Here is a 23,366-nt window from a genome sequence, read left to right on the forward strand (position 1 = left end):
GGTTCAAGCGTGAACCTTGCGCCTCAGGCCGCGTTCTACAAGGCCTTGCGTAAGGTCGATCGTCGCTGATATCGGGCGACGAAGAACTTCGACTTGCGCTGGCGCGATCAATCGTTAGTCTTTTGATAAGCGCTGCTGGAAAGGTGGCTATATGCACAGGGAGTTCCGCTGTGCAGCAGTAATGAACCCTTAGGGTTTTGCTGTCGTCTGCTTGAAAGAGCAATGAGCAATTGTTGAAGGGGCCATCCCAACTACCGCAAGGAAGAGCGCCACGTGGAATCCGACGTAAGACGAATCCAGCTGAGCCACGATCCGCGCAGCCAGCACGATGATCCCTTGCTGGACTGCCTGCTCACCCTGTGTGTGCTGCATCAAAAGCCCGCCAGCCGGGTGATGCTGACCACCGGGTTGCCTTTGCCCGCCCAGCGCCTGAGCCCTGAGCTGTTGCCCCGTGCCGCGGCCCGTGCCGGCCTGCAGGGGCGCTTGTTGCAGCGCAAGCTGGAACAGATCCCAAGTATCGCCATGCCGGCCATGCTGTTGCTCAAGGAGGGGCGTGCCGCCGTCCTGCTCGGTTGGGAAAACCCCGAAACCGCACGCTTGCTGCTCAGCGAGAGCGACGGCGGTGAAGTGCTGGTCAGTCGCGAAGCCCTTATCAGCGATTACAGTGGCCGGGTGTTCTTCGCCCAGCCGCAGCACAAGTACGACGTCAACCACGGCAACCTGATCCCGCGCGCTAAATCCTGGTTCCGCGACACCTTGCTGCGCAGCAAGTGGCTGTACATCGACGCCATTGCGGCAAGCCTGGTGATCAACCTGATCGCCCTGGCCGCGCCGTTGTTCGTCATGAATGTGTACGACCGGGTTGTCCCCAACCAGGCCACTTCGACCCTGTGGGTACTGGCGGTGGGCATAACCGGTGCCTACATTTTCGACCTGATCCTCAAGGGCCTGCGCAGCCTGTGCCTGGACCTGGCTGGCAAGAAGGCCGACCTGATCATCTCGGCCACGTTGTTCGAGCGCATCGTCGGCATGGCCATGAAATACCGACCCGCGAGGGTCGGCAGCTATGCGCAGAACATTCATGAATTTCAGGGGCTGCGCGATTTCCTCGCGTCCCTGACGCTTACCAGCCTGATCGACCTGCCGTTCACCCTGATCATTCTCATCGTCATCGGCATCATCGGCGGCCATCTGGTGTGGATCCCGGTGCTGGCCTTCCCGTTGGCCCTGGGCATCGGCTATGCCCTGCAGAAGCCGCTGATGGCGACCATGGAGCGGACCATGGCGCTGGCTTCCGAACGCCAGTCCAGCCTCATCGAAACCCTGGCCGGGCTGGACGCCGTCAAGGTCAACAACGCCGAGAGCGAACGCCAATACAAATGGGAGCAGACCCTCGGCACCCTCAGCCGCCTGGAAATGCGCGTGAAAGTGCTGTCTGGCCTGGCCATGAACATCACCTTGCTGATCCAGCAACTGGCAGGCGTGGCGATGATCTGCCTCGGCGTCTACCTGATTATCGACGGCAGCCTGAGCATGGGCGGGCTGGTCGCCTGCTACATGCTCAGCGGCCGCGCCCTCGGCCCGCTAGGCCAGTTGAATGGCCTGCTGGCGCGTTACCAGCAGGCCAAGGTGACCATGACCGCCACTGACCAGATGATGGAGCTGCCTCAGGAACGCAATTTCGAGGAGCGCCCGCTGAGCCGTCAGGTGCTGCAGGGCGCCATCGAGTTCCGCGGCGTCGATTTCACCTATCCCAATCAGCAGAACCAGGCCCTGAAGAACATCAGCCTGAGCATTCGCCCAGGCGAGAAGATCGGCATCATCGGCCGCAGCGGTTCGGGCAAGAGTTCACTGGCCAAGCTGTTGGTGGGCCTGTACGAAGCAGACAATGGCTCGCTGCTGGTCGACGGTGTGGATATCCGCCAGATCGACGTCAGCGAGCTGCGCCACAACATCGGCTATGTGCCTCAGGACATTCAGTTGTTGGCCGGCAGCCTGCGCGACAACCTGGTCAGCGGGGCACGCTACATCGAGGACGAGATCATCCTGCAGGCCGCCGAGCTGTCTGGCGTGCACGAGTTCGCCCGGCTACACCCGGACGGCTACGAACTGCAGGTCGGCGAGCGTGGGCAAAACCTGTCGGGTGGCCAGCGGCAGAACGTGGCCCTGGGCCGTGCCCTGTTGCTGAACCCTCAGATCCTGCTGCTCGACGAGCCCACCGCAGCCATGGACAACACCGGCGAAGAGCGCCTCAAGCAACGCCTGCAGGCGGTGATCGAGAGCAAGACCGTGCTGCTGGTCACCCACCGCGCTTCGCTGTTGTCGCTGGTCGACCGGTTGATCGTTATCGACCGTGGCCAGGTTGTCGCCGATGGCCCGAAAACCGCAGTCATGGATGCACTGAAGAAGGGGCAGATCAGTGTTGCATAAGCTTGATATCGGTGAGTTCAAGGAGCAGCTGCGCCGTTACTTCAAAGGCTCGCAGTCGCTGCACGGGCAGCCGTTGCCCGAGGTCAACAAGGCACTGATCGAAGACGCGCCACGGGTGGTGCGCCTGACCATCTGGGGCGTGATCGCGTTCTTCCTGTTCATGATCATCTGGGCCAGTTTCGCGCCCATCGACGAAGTTACCCGTGGTGAGGGCAAGGCCATTCCTTCGTCCAAAGTGCAAAAGGTCCAGAACCTTGAAGGCGGTATCGTCGCCGAAATATTCGCCAAGGAAGGGGAGGTGGTCGAAGTCGGCGAGCCACTGTTGCGCCTGGACGAAACCCGCTTCGCCTCGAACAAGGGCGAAACCGAGGCCGACCGCGTGGCCATGGCCCTGCGCGTCGAACGCCTGAGTGCCGAAGTCGAGGATGTCCCGCTGGAAATAGAAGCGAACCTGCGCCAGGCGGCCCCCAGCCAGGCCGCCAGTGAAGAGTCGCTTTACCAGAGCCGTCGCCAGCAGTTGCAGGATGAAGTCAGCGGCCTGCAGCAGCAGCTGGTGCAGAAACAGCAAGAGCTGCGCGAGTTCAATTCCAAGCGAGACCAGTATGCCAACAGCCTGCAGCTGCTGCGCCAGGAGATCGGCATGTCCGAGCCGCTGGTGGCCAAAGGGGCGGTTTCCCAGGTCGAAATCCTGCGCTTGCGCCGCTCCGAAGTGGAGCTTCGTGGCGAGCTGGATGCCACTGCGCTGGCCATCCCGCGTGCCGAAGCTGCAATAAAGGAGGTGCAGAGCAAGATCGAGGAGACCCGCGGCAAGTTCCGCAGCGATGCCCTTACTCAGCTCAACGAGGCCCGGACCGAACTGAACAAGGCCACGGCCACCAGCAAAGCGCTGGATGACCGCGTCCACCGTACCCTGGTCACTTCGCCGGTGCGCGGCATCGTCAAGCAGTTGCTGGTCAATACCATCGGCGGGGTGATCCAGCCGGGTAGCGACATCATCGAAATCGTCCCGCTGGATGACTCCCTGGTGATCGAAGCGAAGATCCTGCCCAAGGACATCGCATTCCTTCACCCCGGTCAGGAGGCCATGGTCAAGTTCACTGCCTACGATTACACCATCTATGGCGGCCTCGAAGCCAAGCTGGAGCAGATTGGTGCCGACACCATCACCGACGAGGACAAAAAGACGACCTATTACCCGATCCGCCTGCGCACCGAGAAGAGTCACCTGGGTAGCGATGACAAGCCGCTGTTGATCATCCCGGGCATGGTCGCCACCGTGGATATCAAGACCGGCAAGAAAACCATCATGAGCTACCTGCTAAAGCCGATCATCAAGGCACAGACCGAGGCGTTGCGTGAACGTTAAGCAGTTGCAAGGCGCAATCGATCACGTTTTCCAAAACCTGGCGAACCGCTGTCAAATATCATCTTGACACCATTTTCACCTAGTGCTGTAGAATTGACGTCCTTAACCCAAGCCCAATCTGCAAGCGTCGTATTTTTGACACTTTTCTTCGTCAAAAAGCCGCAGCTGCCTGCGTGCGGCTTACGTCCCTGAATCAGCTAAGATTTCGAATTCAGAGCCATTGACTTGACGAAAAGCATCCCGTTGTTGGCTATCCCCGGACTAGGCGCCGAGCATGGCCAGTTTCACGAGCACGGCCTGTATTGGTTGGCCTGTGACACCACAGAAAACGCCGCTACGCTCTGCCGCCAAGTGATCGGAGCCATGCCTGAACAAGGCCGGGCGGCGTTGCTGGGTGGCGCGCGCGTGATGCAAGACGCCCTCGAAGGGTTGGACGCGGCTTGCGGCCCTGCCGAATTGACCCTGTTCGAGGCTGACACTCGGGCCATCCTGCACCTGGCCAAAGACCTGCCGCGTATCGACTTGCCTGGCCGGGTGCTGCTGGCCATCGTGCCATCGGCGGCCTGGGAGGGCGGCAACGCCGAGCACTGGTGCCAGACGCTGCGCCAGGCGGCGCTTGCGGCGGGTGCGCTGATAGTGGTGATCAGTGAAGGGCAGAGCGCCTCGCTGATCGAGCGCCTGCGCGCATTCAACCAGTCGCTCGACGGGCTCGCCCAGCTGTATCGCGGCCAGGGCAGCATGCGTTACCTGCAACACTTCTGGAGCAACAGGCTCGGCGTTGCTGGCACCCAGGACTTTGAACTCTCACGCCACGCCGGTGGTTTTGCCATTGCCGGGCGGCCGCTGCCGTTGACCGATGCCGGCGGTGATGAGCTGCTCTGCCTGGCCCAGAGCCAGGTGCTCGAGGGGGCACCTGCCTTGTCGGAGCACTGGCAGGTGTTCGACAGCATCAGCGAGGTTGGCGCCAAGGCCAGCCGTGCCGTGTCGGCCACCGTGATCTTCGCCATGGATGGGGGCCAGCGCCTCGATATCCTTGCCCGTCAGTTGCACACCTTGCGGCAGCTGCGTGGCAACGCCCTGAAGCTGGTCGTGCGGGAAATGGCGCCAACCCTGCGTTACCAGGACGAACAGCTGTTGCTGGCCTGCGGTGCAAGCCAGATCGTGCCGTTCGGCGCCAGCCTGTCGCGTTTCCTGACCATGGTCGACAGCATTCAGGGTTATGTCTGGCGCCGCCATCTGCCGGCCGATTTCGATGCCTTGCTCGCTCGCCTGCGGCCAATGCCGGTCTGCGGCCTGGTGGCGCCCCGGGTGTTTGCCGAAGCGGTGCAGCAGATGTGGCATGGCCACCGCAACGGTGAAATCGTCCACCAGTTGCTGGTGCTACGTCCTGCGCCGGGCCTGAGCCCGCTGCAGGCCTGCTCACGTACGGTGTTCCGCCGCGATGGCGACATCGCCTGCGTGGTCGGCGAGGTGTTGTTCCTGTTCCTGTTCGCCTGCCGTTCGGAGGGCGTCGAGCAGGCGCTTGACCATATCTTCCAGTTGTCCTGGAAGGAGTTGTTCATCAGCCAGGACCTGTTGGTCAACCTCGACAGCCTGGACGCTCCGGCGTTTCTCGATGAAACCGTACCGCAGCCGCCACTGGCCGAGTCGGTGGCACTGCCAGCGGCGTTGAAACGGCCCGCCCTGGCGCCTCGGCGGATTGCCCTGGGCCATGGAGGGGCAGCATGAACTTCGTGCAATTGCTGCAGGTAGCCGGCCTCAGTGTGCTGGCTACCTTGATCCTGGTCCTGTTCGTGGTGAGTGTGCGTGGCACCGTGCAGGGCTGGCTGAACCGCTTTTTGCGACCTCGTTACCTGAAGCCGGTGGGTGTACGCCGCCGTGTGGTGCGTCAGGACTCTGAACAATGACCAGCTCTACATTTTCCGCGCAGGTGCCGGCCCGTTGGCACGGTCTGGGTGCCTGGAACCTCTATTTCCTGGCCAAGTTCCTGTTGGTCGCGGTTGGCATGCTGGACTTCCAGGCGCTGCCCAATCTGCTGTTCGCGGCATTTCTGCTGATACCGTTGGCAAAGCGCTGGCTGCGCGTCGGGCGCCAGGTCGTGGCCGTACCAGTGGGCATCGCGCTGTTCTATCACGACACCTGGCTACCACCGTTCCGGCGCTTGCTGGCGCAGCCGGGGGTGCTCGATTTCTCCTGGGATTATCTGCTGGAGCTCATGGCCAGGTTCATCAACTGGAACTTGATGGGCGCCCTGGTGCTGCTACTGGTGGGCTACCTGTTCCTGCGGCATTGGCTGCGCCTGAGCACCTTGAGCCTGGCCGGCCTGGCATGGCTGGCGGTCGGCGGCTTGCCGGCACTGAGCATCGGTGGCGGCCAACCTGTCGTCAGCGCTGCAGCCGCCACGGCTGGCACGGCTGCTGCGGCACCGGCTGCGGCCGTGGCCGACACGGCGACCCTGAATGCCTGGCTGGAGCGCTTCTTTGCCAGCGAGCGGCAGCGGGTGACTGCATTCCCTGTCGCGAAGCCGGACGAGCAGACCTTCGACCTGCTGGTGATCAACGTGTGCTCCCTGGCCTGGGACGACCTTTCGGCCGTGGGCATGCATGACAACGCCTTGTTCTCGCGCCTGGACGTGGTCTTCGACCAGTTCAACTCGGCGACCTCCTACAGCGGCCCGGCAGCGATCCGCATGCTGCGCGCCAGCTGCGGCCAGTCGTCCCATGCAGGCCTGTACCAGCAGGCGCCGGAACAGTGCCTGCTGTTCCAGAACCTGGCCAAACTTGGCTTCCAGAGCCAGACGCTGCTCAACCACAGTGGCCGCTTCGACAACTTCATCGGTGACATCACCACCCAACACATGCCGCAGCCGAGCTTCGGCGTCAGCGACTTCCCGCGGGCACTGGTCAGCTTCGACGGCTCGCCGATCGCCGGCGACCTGGACGTGCTGCACGGCTGGTGGGGCAAGCGCAAGACCTCCGGCGCCAACCATGTCTCGTTGTTCTACAACACCATCAGCCTGCATGACGGCAACCGCATGGTGACCGCCGACGGCGGCACGCGCCCGGCCGATTACGCCACACGGGCCAACCGCCTGTTTGGTGACCTGGGCAAGTTCCTCGACGAGCTCGAAGGCAGCGGCCGTCGCGTGGTGGTGGCCATCGTTCCCGAACACGGCGCGGCCTTGCACGGTGATCGCATGCAGCTGTCGGGCATGCGTGAGATCCCGACGCCGTCGATCACCCATGTGCCGGTCGGCCTCAAGTTCATCGGCATGGGCCAGCCGGCCCGCAGCGAGCCGCTGCGCGTTACCGCACCCACCAGCTTCCTGGCGCTGTCCGAGCTGGTCTCCCGTGTGTATGCCGGCCTCGGCGCGGGGCAGACGCTCGACCTGCCGAGCCTGCTGACCGACCTGCCGACCACCGAGCGTGTCTCGGAAACCTCTGGTGCCCAGGTGCTGGACTACCAGGGCCGAACCTATATGCGCCTGCAAGGCCAGCCGGATTGGCAGCCTGTTCCGAAGGAGAGCCCATGAAGGCTGGCAACGCTGACCCATCCGACCGCAGTGACGATATCGCCCAGTTGCGTCGGTATCTGGCCATGCCTGCCTTGAGCTATCAGGACATTTCCATGATGGTGGGTGTGCAGCAGGCGTTGCAGCGCTGGCCGCTGCTGGGCGAAAGCTGCATGGCTCGCCTGCAGGAGGCTACCTTGGCGCGGACCGAGCAGTCCAAGGCCGTGCAGTCATGATCAGCCTGGCCTTGCATGGGCTGCGGGGTGGCTTGGGCCGTACCGCGCTGCTGGCGGCGCTGGGCTATGCCTTGCGTGAACTGGGTGAGCGCGTGCTGCTGGTCGACATGAGCCCGGACAACCTGCTCGGCCTGCACTTCAACCTGGCGCTCGAACAGCGCGACGGCTGGGCCTGTGCCGAGCTGCAGGGGCGGCCCTACGACGAGCCTCTGTATGAGGTTCTCGACGGCTTGTGCGTGATGCCTTTTGGTGAAGTGGATGCGCACCGGCTCGGCGAGCTGAAGGGGTATCAGCAGCCTGAAGTGTGGCGCGCGCGGCAAGCTGAACTGGCCAAGCATTTCGACTGGCTGTTGTTCGATCTTGCTCACCCGGTAGCGGCCAGGGCAACGCAGGGTTTCGTCACCGACATGCGGGTCCTGGTGGCTGAGGCTGAAATGACCAGCCACATCCTGCTGGGGCGCCAGCAGGTCGAGCGTTATGACATGCTGCTGGTCAACCGTTTCGACCCGGCCAGCAGCCTGCAGAGCGATGTGCTGATGGTGTGGCGTGACCTGTTCCGCAAGCGCCTGCCCATGCAACTGGTGCACCGTGACGAAGCGTTCGTCGAGGCCTTTGCCTGCAAGGCGCCGGTCGGCCACTATGCACCGCATTGCCTGGCATCCCGGGATGTGCAAAGCCTGGCGGTGCGTTGCCTGGCGAGGCGCGAAGCGTGAACGTGACCCCGCTCTCGGCCTACGGCCATTTCACCGCGCGCGGCGCACAACGGGGTGTTGCTCTGTTGTTCACCCTCGGGGTGTGGCTGGCGTTCCTGCTGCTACGGCTCGAATCACCTGCCTGGCAGGCACTGCTGGCTGAGCGTCAGCGCCTGTTCCCGCAGTTTGTCGGCAAGCGGCCGACCTTGGGCGACCCGCTGCGGCTGCTGATCCAGTGCGGCTGGCTACTGCTGCGGCGGGTCCCACCGCCGCGCAAACCCGCTCGGCCGTTGCGTGCCTTGTCGTTGGCAAGCGGCTACCTGCGCAGCCTTTCGAAGGTGCTGCGCAGCTGCCGTGCCCGGCTGGCCGAAACCATGGGCCAGGTGCCGGCGCGTTTTCGCGACAGCGACTTGCAGCAAGGTGCCGCACAGCGTCTGAAGCGTCTGAGCGTGTTCGGCCGGCGGCTGTTCTATACCGTGCTCACCTCGTTCGCTGTGTTGCTGGCGGTGCTGTGCGTGACCGAGCCGTTCGGTTACCTGGCGCAGCTGGTGTTCATCTTCCTGCTGTGGGGCATCGCCATGCTGGTGCGCTACATGCCGGGCCGCTTCCCGACCTTGATGCTGATCGTGCTGTCGACGATCATTTCTTGCCGTTACCTGTGGTGGCGCTACACCTCGACCTTGAACTGGAACGACACGCTCGACCTGGTCTGCGGGGTGATCTTGCTGGCAGCAGAAACCTACTCCTGGTTCGTGTTGATCCTCGGTTACATCCAGACCTGCTGGCCATTGGAACGTAAGCCGGTGAACCTGCCGGAAGACCCGGCCCATTGGCCCAAGGTCGATTTGTTCATCCCCACCTACAACGAGGACCTTTCGGTGGTACGAACCACCGTCCTCGCTGCCCTGGGCCTGGACTGGCCACGCGAGTGCCTGCACATCTACATCCTCGACGATGGCAAGCGTGCGGAGTTCCGCGCCTTCGCCGACGAGGTCGGCGTGGGCTACATCGTGCGGCCGAACAACCACCACGCCAAGGCCGGTAACCTCAACCATGCGCTGGGGGTCACCCACGGCGAGCTGGTTGCCATCTTCGACTGCGACCACGTGCCGGTGCGTTCCTTCCTGCAAATGACCGTCGGCTGGTTCCTCAAGGACCCGAAGCTGGCGCTGGTGCAGACGCCTCACCACTTCTTCTCGCCCGACCCGTTCGAGCGCAACCTGGGTTCGTTCCGCCGCCGCCCCAACGAAGGCGAGCTGTTCTACGGGCTGATCCAGGACGGCAACGACATGTGGAACGCCGCCTTCTTCTGCGGCTCCTGTGCCGTGCTGCGGCGCACCGCGATAGAAGACATTGGTGGCTTTGCCGTGGAAACGGTCACCGAAGATGCCCATACCGCGTTGCGCCTGCACCGTCAGGGCTGGACCTCGGCCTACCTGGGCATTCCCCAGGCTGCCGGCCTGGCCACCGAGAGCCTGTCGGCGCACATTGGCCAGCGCATCCGCTGGGCGCGCGGCATGGTGCAGATCTTCCGTACCGACAACCCGCTGTTGGGCCGCGGCCTGAGCCTGTTCCAGCGGATCTGCTACGCCAACGCCATGCTGCACTTCCTTGCCGGCCTGCCGCGGTTGATCTTCCTCACCGCGCCGCTGGCGTTCCTGCTGCTGCACGCCTACATCATCTACGCGCCTGCCGTGATGATCCTGCTGTACGTGCTGCCACACATGATTCATGCCAGCCTCACCAACTCGCGCATGCAGGGCAAGTACCGGCAGACGTTCTGGGGCGAGGTCTACGAGACCGTGCTGGCCTGGTACATCGCCCGTCCGACCACGGTCGCGTTGTTTGCGCCGAAGAAGGGCAAGTTCAACGTCACCGCCAAAGGTGGCCTGATGGAGGAGGGCCAGTTCGACTGGCGCATCGCCCAGCCCTACCTGTTCCTCGCCGGCCTCAATGTGGCCGGCCTGGGTTTTGCTGTCTGGCGCCTGTTCACCGGCCCGGCTGCGGAAATCGGCACGGTGATCGTCAGTTCGTTGTGGGTGACCTACAACCTGCTGATCCTCGGCGCCGCCTGCGCAGTGGCCGCCGAAGTGCGCCAGGTGCGCCGTGCGCACCGCGTGCAGATGCACCTGCCAGCCGCACTGCAGCTGGAGAGTGGCCACGCTTTCCCCTGCACGCTGGTCGACTATTCCGATGGGGGGATTGGCCTGCAACTGGGTGACGGTGTGAAGCCTGCCTCAGGGGCGCGTGTGCGCTTGCTGCTGAGCCGCGGGCAGCGTGAGTTTGCGTTCAACGCCCAGGTTACCCGTATCGTCGGCCGGCACGTGGGTCTGACCTTCGAGGGCCTCAACCTGCAACAGCGCATCGACCTGGTGCACTGCACCTTCGCGCGGGCCGATGCCTGGCTGGGTTATCAGGACAAGCATGAAGTCGACCGCCCACTGCGCAGCCTGATGGACGTGCTCAAGCTGGGTGGCGTTGGCTACCTGCGCATGATCGAGCACACCCCCATCTGGCTGCGCGGGTGGCTGTTGCCCTTGTATGAGCTGCTGCGCTGGCTGGCCAGCTACCTGCCGCATACACCCCGACCACTTCCTTCCACGAACCTTGCTGACCGAGACGCATGATGACTCGTTATCCCGCACGCACCTGGGGCTTGGCGATGGCGCTGCTTGCCTCGCTGTTGCAGAACGCTGCTGTCGCCGCTGTAGCCCCCCTTGCCATACCGGCCGAGCCATCGGTGCCCAACTGGCCCGTCACCCAGACCTTCGAGCAACTGGGCCGGCCGGCCGACAGCCTGATGTTGGGCGTTCGCAACAGCGAGAACATCGAGTTCGGCCTGCGCCGGGATCGCCTGGCCACCCATGCGGTGCTGCAACTGGACTACACCCCGTCGCCAGCCCTGCTGCCGAACCTGTCGCATTTGCGTGTCTACCTCAACGACGAGCTGATGGGGGTAGTGCCGATCGAGAAGGACCAGCTCGGCCAGCGCGTGCGTCGTCAACTGCAGCTGGACCCGAAACTGATCAGCGACTTCAACCGGGTGCGCCTGGAGTTCGTCGGGCACTACACCGATATCTGTGAAGACCCGGCGCACAGCGGCCTGTGGCTGAACGTCAACCGCAAGAGCCAGGTGCAGCTGCACGAGCAGGCGCTGGCGCTGGAAAATGACCTGGCGTACTTCCCGCTGCCGTTCTTCGATGCGCGCGATACCAACAAGGTCGAGTTGCCGGTGGTGTTTGCCGACACTCCAAGCCTGGGCGAGCAGCGCGCCGCTGCCATCCTGGCGTCGTACTTTGGCAGCAAGGCCGGCTGGCGCAAGGCGACCTTCCCGGTGTCGTTCAACAGCCTGCCGGCCAGTGGCGACAAACCGCAGCCGGTCATTGTCTTCGCCAGCAACGACCGACGCCCGGCGTTCCTCGCCGACCTGGAAAAGTACCCGGCGGTCGATGGCCCGGTGGTGCAGCTGATCGATCACCCGAGCGACCGCTGGAGCAAGCTGCTGCTGGTGCTGGGCCGCAATGACGAAGACCTGGTCAAGGCCGCTTCGGCGCTGGCCGTCGGCAGCGACCTGTTCCGCGGTTCGCGGGTCAAGGTCGAACAGATGACCGCCCTGCAGCCACGCAAGCCTTACGACGCGCCGAACTGGACGCGTACCGACCGCCCGGTGCGGTTCTCCGAGCTGCTCGACTACCCGGAGCAATTGCAGGTCAGCGGTTTGCAGCCACGCCCGATCACCCTGGACGTGAACCTGCCGCCAGACCTGTTCGTCTGGCGCAACCAGGGCATTCCGCTGCAGACCCTGTATCGCTACACACCGCCAGCGGTCACCGATGAGTCGCGCCTGAGCATCAGCGTCAACGATCAGTACATCACCAGCATGCCGCTGGTGGGCAACGACCGCCGCAGCAGCACCCTGGAGGAGATGCGCCTGAACGTGCTGTCTACCGACAGTACCGCCCTGACCGAGCAATCGCTGGTACCGGCCCTGAAGATCGGCGCGCGCAACCGCCTGCGGTTCGACTTCAGTTTCGCCAGCACCCTGGGCAGTGCCCAGCGCGACCACTGCCAGACCTCGCTGCCGGTAGACGTGCGTGCGGCGATCGACGAAAACTCGACCATCGACCTGTCTGGCTACTACCACTACATGGCCATGCCTGACCTGCGTGCCTTCGTCCGCAGTGGCTTCCCATACAGCCGCATGGCCGACCTGTCCGAGACCCTGGTCGTGGTACCGGCCAAGCCCACGGCGATGCAGGTCGGCACCTTGCTCGACGTGATCAGCAGCATCGGCGGGCAGGTCGGCTACCCTGCCTTGAATGTACGCTTGAGCGACAACTGGAAGCAGGCGGCGGACGCCGATGCCGACCTGCTGCTGATCGGCAGCCTGCCCGAAGACCTGCGTGAGCAGCCGAACCTGGGCTTGTTGCTGAATGCCCAGCGCGACTGGATGGTGCAGGGGCGGGTGGTGGAGCAACCCGGCATGCGGCGCTTCGACACGACGCCAGTGGTGTCCAACAGCCGCATCGAAGTCAGTGCGCAGGCGCCGATTGCCGCGATCACCGGGCTGAAATCGCCGTTCCACGAGCAACGCAGCGTCGTTGCCCTGCTGGCCAGCTCCGATGACGCCTACGCCTTGCTGCGTGAAGTGCTGGCCGACTCCGGCAAGCTCGACGCCGTGGCAGGCTCCGTCGCACTGGTGCGCAGCAGCGGGGTCAGCAGCCAGTTCGTCGGCGAGCACTACTACGTAGGCCAGCTGCCCTGGTGGTTGTTGATGTGGTTCCACCTCTCTGATTACCCGACCCTGATCGCGGTGATTGCCGTTATCAGCGTGCTGCTGTTCGCCTTCCTGTTGTGGCGAGCGCTGCGTTGGGCCGGGCGTCGTCGCCTGGGTGGGGCCGATTGACCATGCGTCAGCTGTTGGCCTTGCTGCTGGTGTTGTGCATGCCCGCTGTCGCCAGCGCTTCGGCGGCTTGCCCCTGGCCGGCCTGGGAGCGCTTCAAGACCGACCTGATGAGTGCGGATGGGCGGGTGCTCGACCGCAGTGACGAGCGCCTGGTCACTACCTCCGAAGGGCAGAGCTATGCGCTGTTCTTCGCCCTGGTCGGCAACGACCGCCAGGCCTTCGACAACCTGCTGCGCTGGACCGGCAACAACCTGGCCGAAGGCGACCTTTCCCGGCATTTGCCGGCCTGGCTCTGGGGCCGCGGCAAGCAGCAGTGGCAGGTGCTGGACAGCAACAATGCCAGCGATGCCGACCTGTGGATCGCCTACAGCCTGCTCGAAGCGGGGCGGCTGTGGAATGAGCCGACGTACACTCGGCTGGGCACGCAGATGCTCTGGCGCATCGCCGCGCAGACCGTACGCAAGGTGCCGGGCCTGGGCGTGATGCTGCTGCCAGCGGACTATGGCTTCGACGACCACCGCGGCTGGCGCCTGAACCCCAGCTACCTGCCGCCGCAACTGTTCGATCGCTTTGCTCTGGTAGACCCGCTCTGGGGCGAGATGGCCAGCAACGTTCGTCGCCTCTGGTTGCAGGCATCGCCCAAGGGTTTTGCCCCGGACTGGCTGCTGTGGACGTCCGCGGCGGGCATCGAGCCAGACCCTGAGCACGCCAGCGCCGGTAGCTATGACGCCATCCGCGTGTACCTGTGGCTGGGCATGCTGGCCGACGGTGCACCGCAGCGTGACGAATTGCTGCGTCACTTTGCACCGATGGTCGCCGCCACTACCCAGGGCGGCCTGCCACCGGAGAGCGTCGACGCTCGCACGGCCAGACAGAGCGGGCATGGCCCGGTAGGCTTTTCCGCAGCGTTGTTGCCGTTGCTGGCCAGCGTCGCGGCGGATGGCCACGCTGCGCTTGAAGCCCAGCGCCAGCGGTTGCGCGAGCAGCCTGCCGAGCCGCAGGCGTATTACAACCAGGTCCTTGCCCTGTTCGGCCAGGGCTGGGACCAAGCCCGCTATCGCTTCGACAACCAAGGTCGTCTGCTGCCCGCCTGGAGTGCTCCATGTTCCGAATGATCGGCGTGCTGACGCTGGCCGCCTTGTCCTGTGCCGTGGCCGCGCAGCCGAAAGACCGCGATGAGCAGCGCCAATGGCTCTTGGAACAGGTACGTATTGGCGAGGCGCTGCACCGTGACGACTTGATTCACAACGCCCTGGCCAGACTGCGGCTGTTGGACCCGCGCAACCCTGATGCCTTGCTGGCCTCGTTGAGCCTGGCGTTGCGTCAGCAGAAACCTGAAGAAGCCGAACAATTGCGGGCAAGCATCGCTCAAGTGGCACCGGGGAGCCTTCAGGACCGGCAAGCCCGACGGCTGATGGCGCTGCAGCAGCCCGAGCAGGCGCAGCGCTTGCAGCAAGCGCGGCTGATGGCGGTCACCGGGCGTTACGATGAGGCCCTGGTCGCTTATGACCAGTTGTTCGGCGGCGAACTGCCCACGCTGGATCTGGCACTGGACTATTGGCGCGTGCGTGGCAACCTGGCCGGGCAGCGTCCGGAAGCGATCCGTCAGTTGCAGCAACTCGATCGTCAATACCCAGGCAATCCGGGGCTGCGCCAGACCTTGGCGGCCTGGCTGTTCAGCGAGGACCGTGACACCGAGGCCTTGGCCGTGCTCGACCAGTTGTCGCGCGACCCGACGGCGCGCGATGCCGCTGCCCAGCGCGAGTTCGACTACCTGTCCGAGCAACCGGTGAGTGCCAGCAGCGTTGCTGCCTGGCAGGCATTCGTCCAGCGTTATCCGGCATCGCCCCTGTTGCCGCTGGCCAATGACAACCTCAAGCAGCAACGCACCCTGGTGGCCGACCCGGCCTGGCAGGCCGGCCAGCGTGGCAAGGCGTTGCTCGACCAGGACCGCAACGTCCAGGCTGAAGCACAGCTGCGCCTGGCCCTGCGCCGCTATGCCGATGATGCCAGCCTGCACGGTGCGCTCGGTGTTGCGCTGATGCGTCAGCGCCGCTATGGGGAAGCCAACGTGGCGTTCCACCAGGCCGTTACCATCGAGCAGAACACCCGGCTGATGAGTAAATGGAAAGACCTCGAAGCCTCCAGCCAGTACTGGGGTATGCTGCAGCGCGCTGATAGCGCGTTGGAAAAGCAGGATTTGCGTACTGCCCGTTCGCTCTACCAGCAGGCACGCCAGCAGCGCCCTGACGACGAGTTCGCCATGCTGGGTTTGGCTGATGTGTCGTTCGCGGAAGGCGACCTGGCCAGTGCCGAGCGGCAATACCTGCAAGTGCAGCGCAAGGTGCCGGGCAATGAAAGCGCAGTGCGCGGCCTGATGCGGATCTATCAGGCGCAGTCGACTGACAAGGCCGAAGCGTATCTGAGCAGCCTGCCGGCAGCCCAACAGGCCCAGTTCGCCAGCCTGCGCCGCAGCCTGGCACTTGGCCGCCTGCGCGAGCAGGCTGATGCCGCCGTGCAGCGCCAGGACTGGGCGACCGCCAGCCGGCTGTTAGGGCAAGCGGCCGAGTTGTCGCCCGATGAGCCCTGGCTGGCCTATCAACTGGCCAACAGCCTGCGCCAGCAAGGCCGTAACGCTGAGGCAGACGCCGCATTCAATCACGTGCTGCAGCGCCAGCCTGCCGATCCCGCCACACGTTACGCCCATGGCCTGTACCTGGAATCCAGCGACCGCGATGCACAGGTCCACGGCACCTTGCGCGCCGTGCCGCAAGGCGCCTGGACCGACGACATGCGCACCCTCGACAAGCGCGTGCGCCGGCGCATGACCCTGGCCCAGGCCCAACGCCTGCAGAACCAGGGCCGCACCGACGAAGCCAGCGCCGTGCTGGAAGCCGGCCTGGCCCATGGCGAGGGCGACCCGGACGACCTGCTGCTGATGGCCGACTGGGCGGCAGAGCGTGGCGATCATCGCAAGGCACTGGGTTACTACCAGCGCGTGCTGCAGGTTCAGCCGCAGCGCGCCGAGGCCCGCCTGGGGGTGATGGAAAGCTGGATTGCCGAAGGCGACCTGGCCCGCGTACGCCAAGCACTGGCGGCGCAACCGCTGCAGTTCACCGACGAGCAGAGCGATGCCCAGCGCCGCTATGCCGAAGTGCTGGTGGCCTTGGGCGAGAAGGAAGAAGCGGCTCGGCTCCTGGAGCATGTCGCCGCCAGACAGGCGCTGCCCGACCCGTTGCTGCGCCGCGACGCAGCCAGGCTGGTGGCGGCCAACGACCCGCAGCGGGCGTTGGATCTGTATGCCGCAGCCATGGCCGATGCGCAGATGATCAGCCACTCGCAGGCCTCGCCACGTGACGACCGCGCGATGACCTTCGCCAGCCGGGCGAAGGACACCGATGACTGGCTGGCGCGCAGCTTGCGCAGCGACGTCGATGAGCTGTACCAGCAGCGCAATACCAATGTCACCCTCATGCATGACTATGGCTGGCGCAAGAACGACGGCACGCCCGGTATCTCTCGCTTGAGCACGCAAACGACCTTGCTGCATGTCGACACCCCTTGGGAAGACGGCAGGGCGTTTGCGCGGGTCGAGCGTATCGGGATGGATGCCGGCTCGTTCGACCTCGACGAAAACGGTAACAACACTGCTGACTTCGGTACCTGCCAGTTCGTCGGCGTCACCCGCAGCGGTGCACCGCTGCCGACCTGCCAGCCGGGTTCGCAGACCGCCAATGGTGGCGTGCTGGCGATGGGCTGGCAGAACAGCCGCTGGGGCTTCGACCTGGGCACGACCCAAGGCTATGAGGTCAACAACTGGCTGGGCGGCGCTATCGTCAATGGCGACCTGGGGCAGGTGGGGTGGTCGCTGGCGGCCTCGCGTCGGCCGATGAGCAACTCGCTGCTGTCGTTCGCCGGCACGCGTGACCCGGCTACCAACGTGCGTTGGGGCGGTGTCACGGCCAACGGTGCCACGCTGGGCCTGAGCTGGGACCAGGGGGGTGATTACGGCGTCTGGGCAAGCCTTGGCCACCATTGGCTGGTCGGCGAGAACGTTGCCGACAACCAGCGCACCCGTGCAATGGCAGGGTATTACTACCGCCTCGTGGAGAAGGCCGACGAGCGCATGCGCGTGGGCCTGACCGTGATGGACTGGCGCTATGACAAGGACCTGGGCGGCTACAGCCTCGGTCAGGGTGGTTACTACAGCCCGCAACGCTACGAGTCGATCGGTGTGCCGGTCAGCTATGCCTGGCGCAACTATGACTGGTCGTTCCTGCTGGAAGGCTCGGCCAGCTGGTCCCACGCCAGCAGCGACAGCAGCCGGCTCTACCCGGACGATAGCCTCAACCGCAAGTTGCTGGCGCGTTACGACATCATCGAGTCGAACATCGATGCGACCACCGATGCCAGCAGCAGCACCGGCGTGGGCTATCGCCTGCATGGTGCCTTCGAGCGGCGCCTGAACGATCGCTGGGCGCTGGGCGGAGGTTTCGACTGGCAGCACAGCAAAGATTATGCGCCCAGCCATGCCATGCTCTACGTGCGCTACCTGTTCGAGCCGTGGCGCGGCAACCTGGCCTTGCCGGTCACCTCGCTGGAGCCTTACAGCGAATGGCGTTGAGGGGCGTCTGGCGCCCCTTTTCAGTGCGTGAACCGTTTCATATGGTTATGCGCTAACGGTATTTAAATTATTTTTCTTATGCATTTATAGTCACCCCACTGCGTACCCGTCGACCAATCGATGCGCCGCACGACTTGAACCCACACGGGTAATCCCCGTGCGTTTCTGATCGTTGCGCGCCCTTGAAGTCGCGCACTGCGTGGGAGTGACACATGCCAGCCGCCTCGAACGCCTTGTCGACCATCGACAGCGCCCAGCCGCAAACCTTCGAAATCCGCCCGTTCTCCGGTGCCGTCGGCGCCGAGCTCATTGGCCTGGACCTGGCCAAGCCGGTTACCGCCGAGGATTTCGCCCGTATTCATCGCGCCCACCTCGACCACCATGTGCTGGTGTTCCGTGACCAGCGCATCAGCCCGGAACAACAGATCGCCTTCAGCCGCCGCTTTGGCGAATTGCAGATCCATGTGCTCAAGCAGTTTCTGCTTGCCGGCCACCCGGAAATCCTGATCGTCTCCAACATCATCGAGAATGGCCAGAATATCGGCCTTGGCGATGCCGGCAAGTTCTGGCACTCGGACCTGTCGTACAAGGAGCTGCCGAGCCTCGGCTCCATGCTGCATGCACAGGAGCTTCCCAGCGAAGGCGGCGACACCCTGTTCGCCGACATGCACAAAGCCTGGGACGCGGTACCCGAAGCCCTGCGCAAAGTGGTCGAGGGCCGCAGTGCCGCTCACTCCTATACCGCCCGTTACGCCGAAACCAAATTCGAAGGCAACTGGCGTCCGACCCTGACCGCCGAACAGCTCGCGCAGGTGAAGGAAGTCATCCACCCGGTGGTGCGTACCCACCCGGAAAACGGCCGCAAGGCGCTGTTCGTCAGCGAAGGCTTCACCACCCGCATCGTCGGCCTGCCGGATGATGAAAGCCGCGACGTGCTGCAACAGCTGTACGCGCTGAGCGTGCTCGAACAGAACATCTACCGCCACCAGTGGCAGCCCCATGACCTGGTGTTCTGGGACAACCGTTCACTGATCCACCTGGCCACCGGTTGCCCGGCGCACCTGCGCCGCAAACTGTTCCGCACCACCATCCAGGGCGATGCCCCGTTCTGACGACTGAGGAATTCATCATGCGCAAATCCATCAGCCGCCTGGCGGCAAGCATCGGCCTGGGCGCCAGCCTGGTCGTCGGCAGCCTGGCGGCCCCCGCCGTGGCACAAGCCGAAGGCAAGATCCGCATCGCCGAGCAGTTCGGCATCGTCTACCTGCTGCTCAACGTGGTACGTGACCAGCACCTGATCGAGAAGCACGGCAAGCAGCAGGGCATCGACATCGAGGTCGACTGGGCCCAGCTGTCTGGCGGTTCGGCGATCAACGACGCGCTGCTGTCCGGTTCGGTGGACATCGCCGGTGCCGGGGTCGGCCCGCTGCTGACCGTGTGGGACCGTACCAAGGACCGGCAGAACGTCAAGGCTGTGGCCTCATTGGGCAACTTCCCGTACTACCTGGTCAGCAGCAACCCGAACGTGAAGACCATCGCCGACCTTTCTGACAAGGACCGCATTGCGGTGCCTGCGGTAGGTGTTTCGGTGCAGTCTCGCTTCCTGCAATATGCCGCCGCCCAGCAGTGGGGCGACAAGGAATACAACCGCCTCGACAAGTACACCCTGGCCGTGCCGCATCCGGATGCCACTGCCGCGCTGCTGGCCGGCGGTACCGAACTGAATGGGCACTTCTCCAACCCGCCGTTCCAGGACCAGGCGCTGGCCAACAAGAACGTGCATGTGGTGCTCAACAGCTATGACCTGCTCGGCCCCAACTCGCCGACCCTGCTGTTCGCCACCGAGAAATTCCGCAACGACAACCCCAAGACCTACAAGGCCTTCGTCGACGCCCTGGCCGAGGCGGCGGACTTCGCCCAGAACGACAAGGCCGCCGCAGCGGATACCTACATCCGCGTGACCAAGGCCAAGATCGACCGCGACGCGCTGATCAAGCTGATCGACAACCCGCAGTACGAGTTCACCGTCACGCCGAAGAACACCTACAAGCTGGCCGAGTTCCTGTATCGGGTTGGCGCCATCAAGCACAAGCCGGCATCGTGGAAGGACTACTTCTTCCAGGATGAACGCCCGCTGCAAGGGAGCTGACCGACCATGACCGCCCCATTGCCAGGCCACACGGCCAGCAACCTGAGCCGTGTCGCTACACCGCCGTTGCTCAAGGTGGACAACCTGAGCCTCGAATACCGCACCGCGCAACGCGTGGTGCGGGCCACCCACCAGGTCAGCTTCGAAGTCGATCGCGCTGACCGCTTTGTCCTGCTGGGCCCGTCAGGCTGCGGCAAGTCCACCTTGCTCAAGGCCGTGGCCGGTTTCATCGCCCCTCAGGAAGGGCAGATCCTGCTGCAGGGCCAGCCGGTCAACGGCCCCGGGCCTGACCGCATCGTGGTGTTCCAGGAGTTCGACCAGCTACCGCCCTGGAAGACGGTGAAAGAGAACGTCATGTTCCCGCTGCTGGTGTCCGGCCAGCTCAAGCGCGCCGAGGCCGAGGAGCGGGCCTTGCATTACCTGGACAAGGTCGGCCTGGCCGCCTTTGCCGATGTCTACCCGCACATGCTGTCGGGCGGGATGAAGGCACGCGTGGCGATCGCCCGGGCGCTGGCGACCCAGCCGAAGATCCTGCTGATGGACGAGCCGTTCGCCGCGCTGGATGCGCTGACCCGGCGCAAGATGCAGGAAGAGCTGCTGCTGCTGTGGGAGGAAGTGCGTTTCACCTTGCTGTTCGTCACCCATTCCATCGAGGAGGCGCTGGTGGTCGGCAACCGCATCCTGCTGCTGTCGCCCCATCCGGGCCGGGTACGAGCGGAGGTGCATAGCCACCAGTACGACCTCGGCAGCCTCGGCGCTGCCGACTTCCAGGCCAGCGCGCGGCGCATCCATCGCTTGCTGTTCGACGAGGCCGAAGCCCCTGAGCCGGCCGATGACCTGGGCTTCAACGACATTCGCATCGCCTACTGAAAGGAGCTTCAGCCATGACCCCTACACCTGTACGCCAGGAATACGAGGTGCAGCTGGAGCCTTTGCTCAGTGTGCCTGTGGAACGCAATCTACCCTTGGCCCAACGGCTGTGGCAGCACGGCTGGTTGCGCAAGGCGGTGATCCTGGTAGTGATCGCCGCCTTGTGGGAAGCGATCGCCCGCTACCAGGGCAACGACCTGCTGCTGCCGACCTTCCTGCAGACGGCTGCGGCACTGTGGGACGGCCTGCTCAGTGGTGAACTGCCGGCCAAGGTCGGCGTGTCGCTGGTGATCCTGCTCAAGGGTTACCTGCTGGGCATCGTGCTGGCCTTCGGCCTGACCAGCCTGGCAGTGTCGACCCAGCTCGGTCGCGACCTGCTGGGGACCCTGACCTCGATGTTCAACCCATTGCCGGCGATTGCCCTGCTGCCGCTGGCGCTGCTGTGGTTCGGGCTGGGTGACAACAGCCTGATCTTCGTGCTGGTGCATTCGGTGCTGTGGGCGCTGGCACTGAACACCTATGCGGGTTTTCTCGGGGTGTCGGAAACCTTGCGCATGGCGGGGCGCAATTACGGCCTGAAAGGGCTGCGCCTGGTCCTGCACATCCTGGTACCTGCCGCGTTGCCGTCGATCCTCTCGGGGCTGAAGATCGGCTGGGCGTTCGCCTGGCGCACCCTGATCGCCGCCGAACTGGTGTTCGGTGCCAGCAGCGGCAAGGGCGGGCTGGGCTGGTACATCTTCCAGAACCGCAACGAGCTGTATACCGACAAGGTGTTTGCCGGATTGGCAGTGGTGATCCTGATCGGTCTGCTGGTCGAAGGGTTGGTGTTCAACACGCTGGAGCGTTTGACCGTTCGGCGGTGGGGGATGCAGCGGTAGTTTTTCTCTGCCGGCCTCTTCGCGCAGGCTTGAATGCTGCGCAGTACCTGTAGGAGCGGGTTTACCCGCGAAGAGGCCGGCACAAGCGACTAATTCATGTACTGTGCTGCCGCATTGCTCAAGGTCCTGGCGATCTCTTCGCGCAGTGCCTGCGGCTCTTCGACCACCACGCCGTCGCCCTGGCTCAGCACCCACCAGCGCAATGGCCCGCCATCTTCCACCGTCGCCCGCAGCCGATGCCCCTGGTCCAGTGCCGTCAATTGCATGTCCACGCTCAATGGCGCTTCACGCAACTGCTTGGCCAATGGATCGCTGACCCAGGCTTGCATCTCGATTCCTGCCCCTTGCCCAGGCTGAAGCGAATCACCACGCAAAAATCCCTGCAAATCGAAATTACCCCGCAGCTCGCCAGCAACGTTCGCCGACCAGTGCCAGCCAAACGGGATGCTCTTGTCATTGCGGTCCAGCGGAAAGATCAGCGACAGCTCGTTGAGGTCCCGTTCCACCGTACGTTTGCTGACGTTGAAGCCGACATCGCGCAGGCGCCACACCAGTTCGGCACTGGTGATACCTGGAGAACGGCTGGGTAACTGGCGCAGCAGCGCCCATTGACGGCTGAGGGTGGCGCGGGTGGTGGCGAACGGCAAAAGGTAACGTCCTTGTCTAGGCTTGCCGCAACAGGATGGCGGCTCGAACAGGTCATGGCAATTAGCCATAACTCGTTCAGATCAAGGAATGCGCAATTGGTTGCCTTGCCTCGAATCGTTCGCGACAGGTTTTGACGTGACGTCGCGCAGAATCACGCCTCATCACAGCCGCGGTCGGGCCTGTGGGTCGTTCAATGAGGATGAACATGTCTGCTGTCAGCAATATCCATTCGCTGCTCGCCCGTCTTCTGCCTGAGCAGGTCATTTGCCCACCGACACCCGCCGGCAGGCGACAGCGGCTGTTTGCCGGGGTAGGGCAGCCCAGCCAGCGTGCGTTGCTGGTCAACCGACTGGACGAAGCGCACGACCTGCAGGCGGTATACCTCGACCTGCGCCAGCAGGCGCTGGCCGGCAATGTCGCAGCACTCAACGACCTGGGCTGGATCTGGCTCAACGGCAAGTACTGGCGCGCCGACACCGCGCTGGCCGGGCACCTGCTGCGCATGGCGGCGCTGCAGGGCAATGCGGCGGCCTGGTTCAACCTCGGGCAGCAGCATTACTTCGGCAAGGGCGTCGCAACTTCCTATGTCCAGGCCGAGGAATGTTATCGCCAAGCGTTCGAGCGCGGCATGCTGCACGCCGCTGCCGCGCTGGGTGACCTGTATGAAGAAGAGGTCTGCGATGCCGAGCTGGGCTGGCAGGTAAACCTGGTCCAGGCCTATCAATGGTTTCTGCGCGGCGCCGAACGGGGCGAGGCGCGCTGCCGATTCGAGGTGGGCTACCGCTTGCTGCATGGTCTGCATGTGGACGCCGACGTCAAGGCCGCGTTGTATTGGCTGGAACTGGCGGCTGCAGCCGGAGTCATGCAGGCGGCCGAAGAGTTGGCGGTACATTTCAGCAGCCGCGATGAAGCGCGCTATCTGGATTGGCGTGACCGCGCTGTGCAGATGGGCAGCACATTGGCACTGACCATGAAGCTGGAAGATCAGGTTCAGCCCTGAATGAACATGAATTCATGAGGTCCTCCGTCGTACACGGTTGACGACAGGGGGAGGCA

General features: G+C 64.1%; 17 protein-coding genes. 16 read left to right on the forward strand and 1 reads right to left on the reverse strand.

Going from position 1 to position 23,366, the window contains the following annotated elements; genetic code table 11:
• Window positions 1–273: 273 nt before the first annotated feature.
• From L6D64_RS18775 to L6D64_RS18845, 15 genes are all read left to right on the forward strand, one after another.
• The gene (locus tag L6D64_RS18775; protein WP_176509396.1) at window positions 274–2,430 is read left to right on the forward strand and encodes a type I secretion system permease/ATPase; all 2,157 of its coding nucleotides are present in this window, start codon (window positions 274–276) and stop codon (window positions 2,428–2,430) included.
• Window positions 2,420–3,796: an HlyD family type I secretion periplasmic adaptor subunit gene (locus L6D64_RS18780; protein ID WP_176509395.1), complete on the forward strand. Its 1,377-nt coding sequence runs from the start codon at window positions 2,420–2,422 to the stop codon at window positions 3,794–3,796. The genes L6D64_RS18775 and L6D64_RS18780 overlap by 11 nt, the downstream gene beginning before the upstream one ends.
• Before the next feature lie 237 nt (window positions 3,797–4,033).
• Window positions 4,034–5,524, forward strand: a complete 1,491-nt coding sequence (gene bcsE / locus L6D64_RS18785) for a cellulose biosynthesis protein BcsE (protein WP_176509398.1) — start codon at window positions 4,034–4,036, stop codon at window positions 5,522–5,524.
• Complete coding sequence (gene bcsF, locus L6D64_RS18790) at window positions 5,521–5,703, forward strand: cellulose biosynthesis protein BcsF (RefSeq protein WP_176509394.1); 183 nt, start codon at window positions 5,521–5,523, stop codon at window positions 5,701–5,703. Before bcsE ends, bcsF begins: the two co-directional genes overlap by 4 nt.
• Window positions 5,700–7,328, forward strand: coding sequence for a cellulose biosynthesis protein BcsG (gene bcsG, locus L6D64_RS18795; RefSeq protein WP_176509393.1), 1,629 nt, complete (start codon window positions 5,700–5,702; stop codon window positions 7,326–7,328). The genes bcsF and bcsG overlap by 4 nt, the downstream gene beginning before the upstream one ends.
• Window positions 7,325–7,543 (forward strand): cellulose biosynthesis protein BcsR, encoded by a 219-nt coding sequence (gene bcsR / locus L6D64_RS18800; protein ID WP_176509392.1) that lies wholly within the window; start codon window positions 7,325–7,327, stop codon window positions 7,541–7,543. Before bcsG ends, bcsR begins: the two co-directional genes overlap by 4 nt.
• The gene (gene bcsQ / locus L6D64_RS18805; RefSeq protein ID WP_176509391.1) at window positions 7,540–8,256 is read left to right on the forward strand and encodes a cellulose biosynthesis protein BcsQ; all 717 of its coding nucleotides are present in this window, start codon (window positions 7,540–7,542) and stop codon (window positions 8,254–8,256) included. Before bcsR ends, bcsQ begins: the two co-directional genes overlap by 4 nt.
• Window positions 8,253–10,862: a UDP-forming cellulose synthase catalytic subunit gene (gene bcsA / locus L6D64_RS18810; RefSeq protein ID WP_176509390.1), complete on the forward strand. Its 2,610-nt coding sequence runs from the start codon at window positions 8,253–8,255 to the stop codon at window positions 10,860–10,862. Before bcsQ ends, bcsA begins: the two co-directional genes overlap by 4 nt.
• Window positions 10,859–13,141 carry a cellulose biosynthesis cyclic di-GMP-binding regulatory protein BcsB gene (gene bcsB, locus L6D64_RS18815; RefSeq protein ID WP_176509389.1) on the forward strand — a complete coding sequence of 761 codons (2,283 nt, stop codon included), beginning with the start codon at window positions 10,859–10,861 and terminating at the stop codon, window positions 13,139–13,141. Before bcsA ends, bcsB begins: the two co-directional genes overlap by 4 nt.
• Window positions 13,142–13,143: 2 nt before the next feature.
• Window positions 13,144–14,256: a cellulose synthase complex periplasmic endoglucanase BcsZ gene (bcsZ, locus tag L6D64_RS18820; protein WP_176509388.1), complete on the forward strand. Its 1,113-nt coding sequence runs from the start codon at window positions 13,144–13,146 to the stop codon at window positions 14,254–14,256.
• Complete coding sequence (bcsC, locus tag L6D64_RS18825; protein WP_176509387.1) at window positions 14,244–17,765, forward strand: cellulose synthase complex outer membrane protein BcsC; 3,522 nt, start codon at window positions 14,244–14,246, stop codon at window positions 17,763–17,765. The genes bcsZ and bcsC overlap by 13 nt, the downstream gene beginning before the upstream one ends.
• A 212-nt stretch (window positions 17,766–17,977) precedes the next feature.
• Window positions 17,978–18,877 carry a TauD/TfdA dioxygenase family protein gene (locus L6D64_RS18830; protein WP_176509386.1) on the forward strand — a complete coding sequence of 300 codons (900 nt, stop codon included), beginning with the start codon at window positions 17,978–17,980 and terminating at the stop codon, window positions 18,875–18,877.
• Window positions 18,878–18,894: 17 nt separating this feature from the next.
• A complete protein-coding gene (locus L6D64_RS18835) occupies window positions 18,895–19,914 on the forward strand; it encodes an ABC transporter substrate-binding protein (RefSeq protein ID WP_099814410.1) in 1,020 nt (339 codons plus the stop codon).
• A gap of 6 nt (window positions 19,915–19,920) precedes the next feature.
• Complete coding sequence (locus L6D64_RS18840) at window positions 19,921–20,784, forward strand: ABC transporter ATP-binding protein (RefSeq protein WP_176509385.1); 864 nt, start codon at window positions 19,921–19,923, stop codon at window positions 20,782–20,784.
• 14 nt (window positions 20,785–20,798) lie between these two features.
• On the forward strand, window positions 20,799–21,662 hold the full coding sequence (locus tag L6D64_RS18845; protein WP_027919390.1) for an ABC transporter permease: 864 nt from the start codon (window positions 20,799–20,801) through the stop codon (window positions 21,660–21,662).
• An 89-nt stretch (window positions 21,663–21,751) separates the two neighbouring features.
• Here L6D64_RS18845 and L6D64_RS18850 read toward each other — a convergent pair whose 3' ends face one another.
• Entirely contained in the window at window positions 21,752–22,309 is a 558-nt protein-coding gene (locus L6D64_RS18850) for a WYL domain-containing protein (RefSeq protein ID WP_176509384.1), read from the reverse strand.
• A gap of 206 nt (window positions 22,310–22,515) precedes the next feature.
• Between L6D64_RS18850 and L6D64_RS18855 the strand changes: the two genes are divergently transcribed.
• The gene (locus L6D64_RS18855) at window positions 22,516–23,310 is read left to right on the forward strand and encodes a tetratricopeptide repeat protein (RefSeq protein WP_176509383.1); all 795 of its coding nucleotides are present in this window, start codon (window positions 22,516–22,518) and stop codon (window positions 23,308–23,310) included.
• The last annotated feature ends 56 nt before the right edge of the window (window positions 23,311–23,366 follow it).

The sequence above is a fragment of the Pseudomonas urethralis genome (assembly GCF_021602465.1).
In the GTDB taxonomy this organism is placed as follows: Bacteria; Pseudomonadota; Gammaproteobacteria; order Pseudomonadales; family Pseudomonadaceae; genus Aquipseudomonas; species Aquipseudomonas vlassakiae.

Bases quoted from the DNA above. Each gene is read 5' to 3' on its own strand.
- bcsF (WP_176509394.1), top strand. From the start codon at position 5,521: ATGAACTTCGTGCAATTGCTGCAGGTAGCCGGCCTCAGTGTGCTGGCT.
- bcsG (WP_176509393.1), top strand. From the start codon at position 5,700: ATGACCAGCTCTACATTTTCCGCGCAGGTGCCGGCCCGTTGGCACGGT.
- bcsR (WP_176509392.1), top strand. From the start codon at position 7,325: ATGAAGGCTGGCAACGCTGACCCATCCGACCGCAGTGACGATATCGCC.
- bcsQ (WP_176509391.1), top strand. From the start codon at position 7,540: ATGATCAGCCTGGCCTTGCATGGGCTGCGGGGTGGCTTGGGCCGTACC.
- bcsB (WP_176509389.1), top strand. From the start codon at position 10,859: ATGATGACTCGTTATCCCGCACGCACCTGGGGCTTGGCGATGGCGCTG.
- bcsZ (WP_176509388.1), top strand. From the start codon at position 13,144: ATGCGTCAGCTGTTGGCCTTGCTGCTGGTGTTGTGCATGCCCGCTGTC.
- bcsC (WP_176509387.1), top strand. From the start codon at position 14,244: ATGTTCCGAATGATCGGCGTGCTGACGCTGGCCGCCTTGTCCTGTGCC.
- L6D64_RS18830 (WP_176509386.1), top strand. From the start codon at position 17,978: ATGCCAGCCGCCTCGAACGCCTTGTCGACCATCGACAGCGCCCAGCCG.
- L6D64_RS18835 (WP_099814410.1), top strand. From the start codon at position 18,895: ATGCGCAAATCCATCAGCCGCCTGGCGGCAAGCATCGGCCTGGGCGCC.
- L6D64_RS18840 (WP_176509385.1), top strand. From the start codon at position 19,921: ATGACCGCCCCATTGCCAGGCCACACGGCCAGCAACCTGAGCCGTGTC.
- L6D64_RS18845 (WP_027919390.1), top strand. From the start codon at position 20,799: ATGACCCCTACACCTGTACGCCAGGAATACGAGGTGCAGCTGGAGCCT.
- L6D64_RS18855 (WP_176509383.1), top strand. From the start codon at position 22,516: ATGTCTGCTGTCAGCAATATCCATTCGCTGCTCGCCCGTCTTCTGCCT.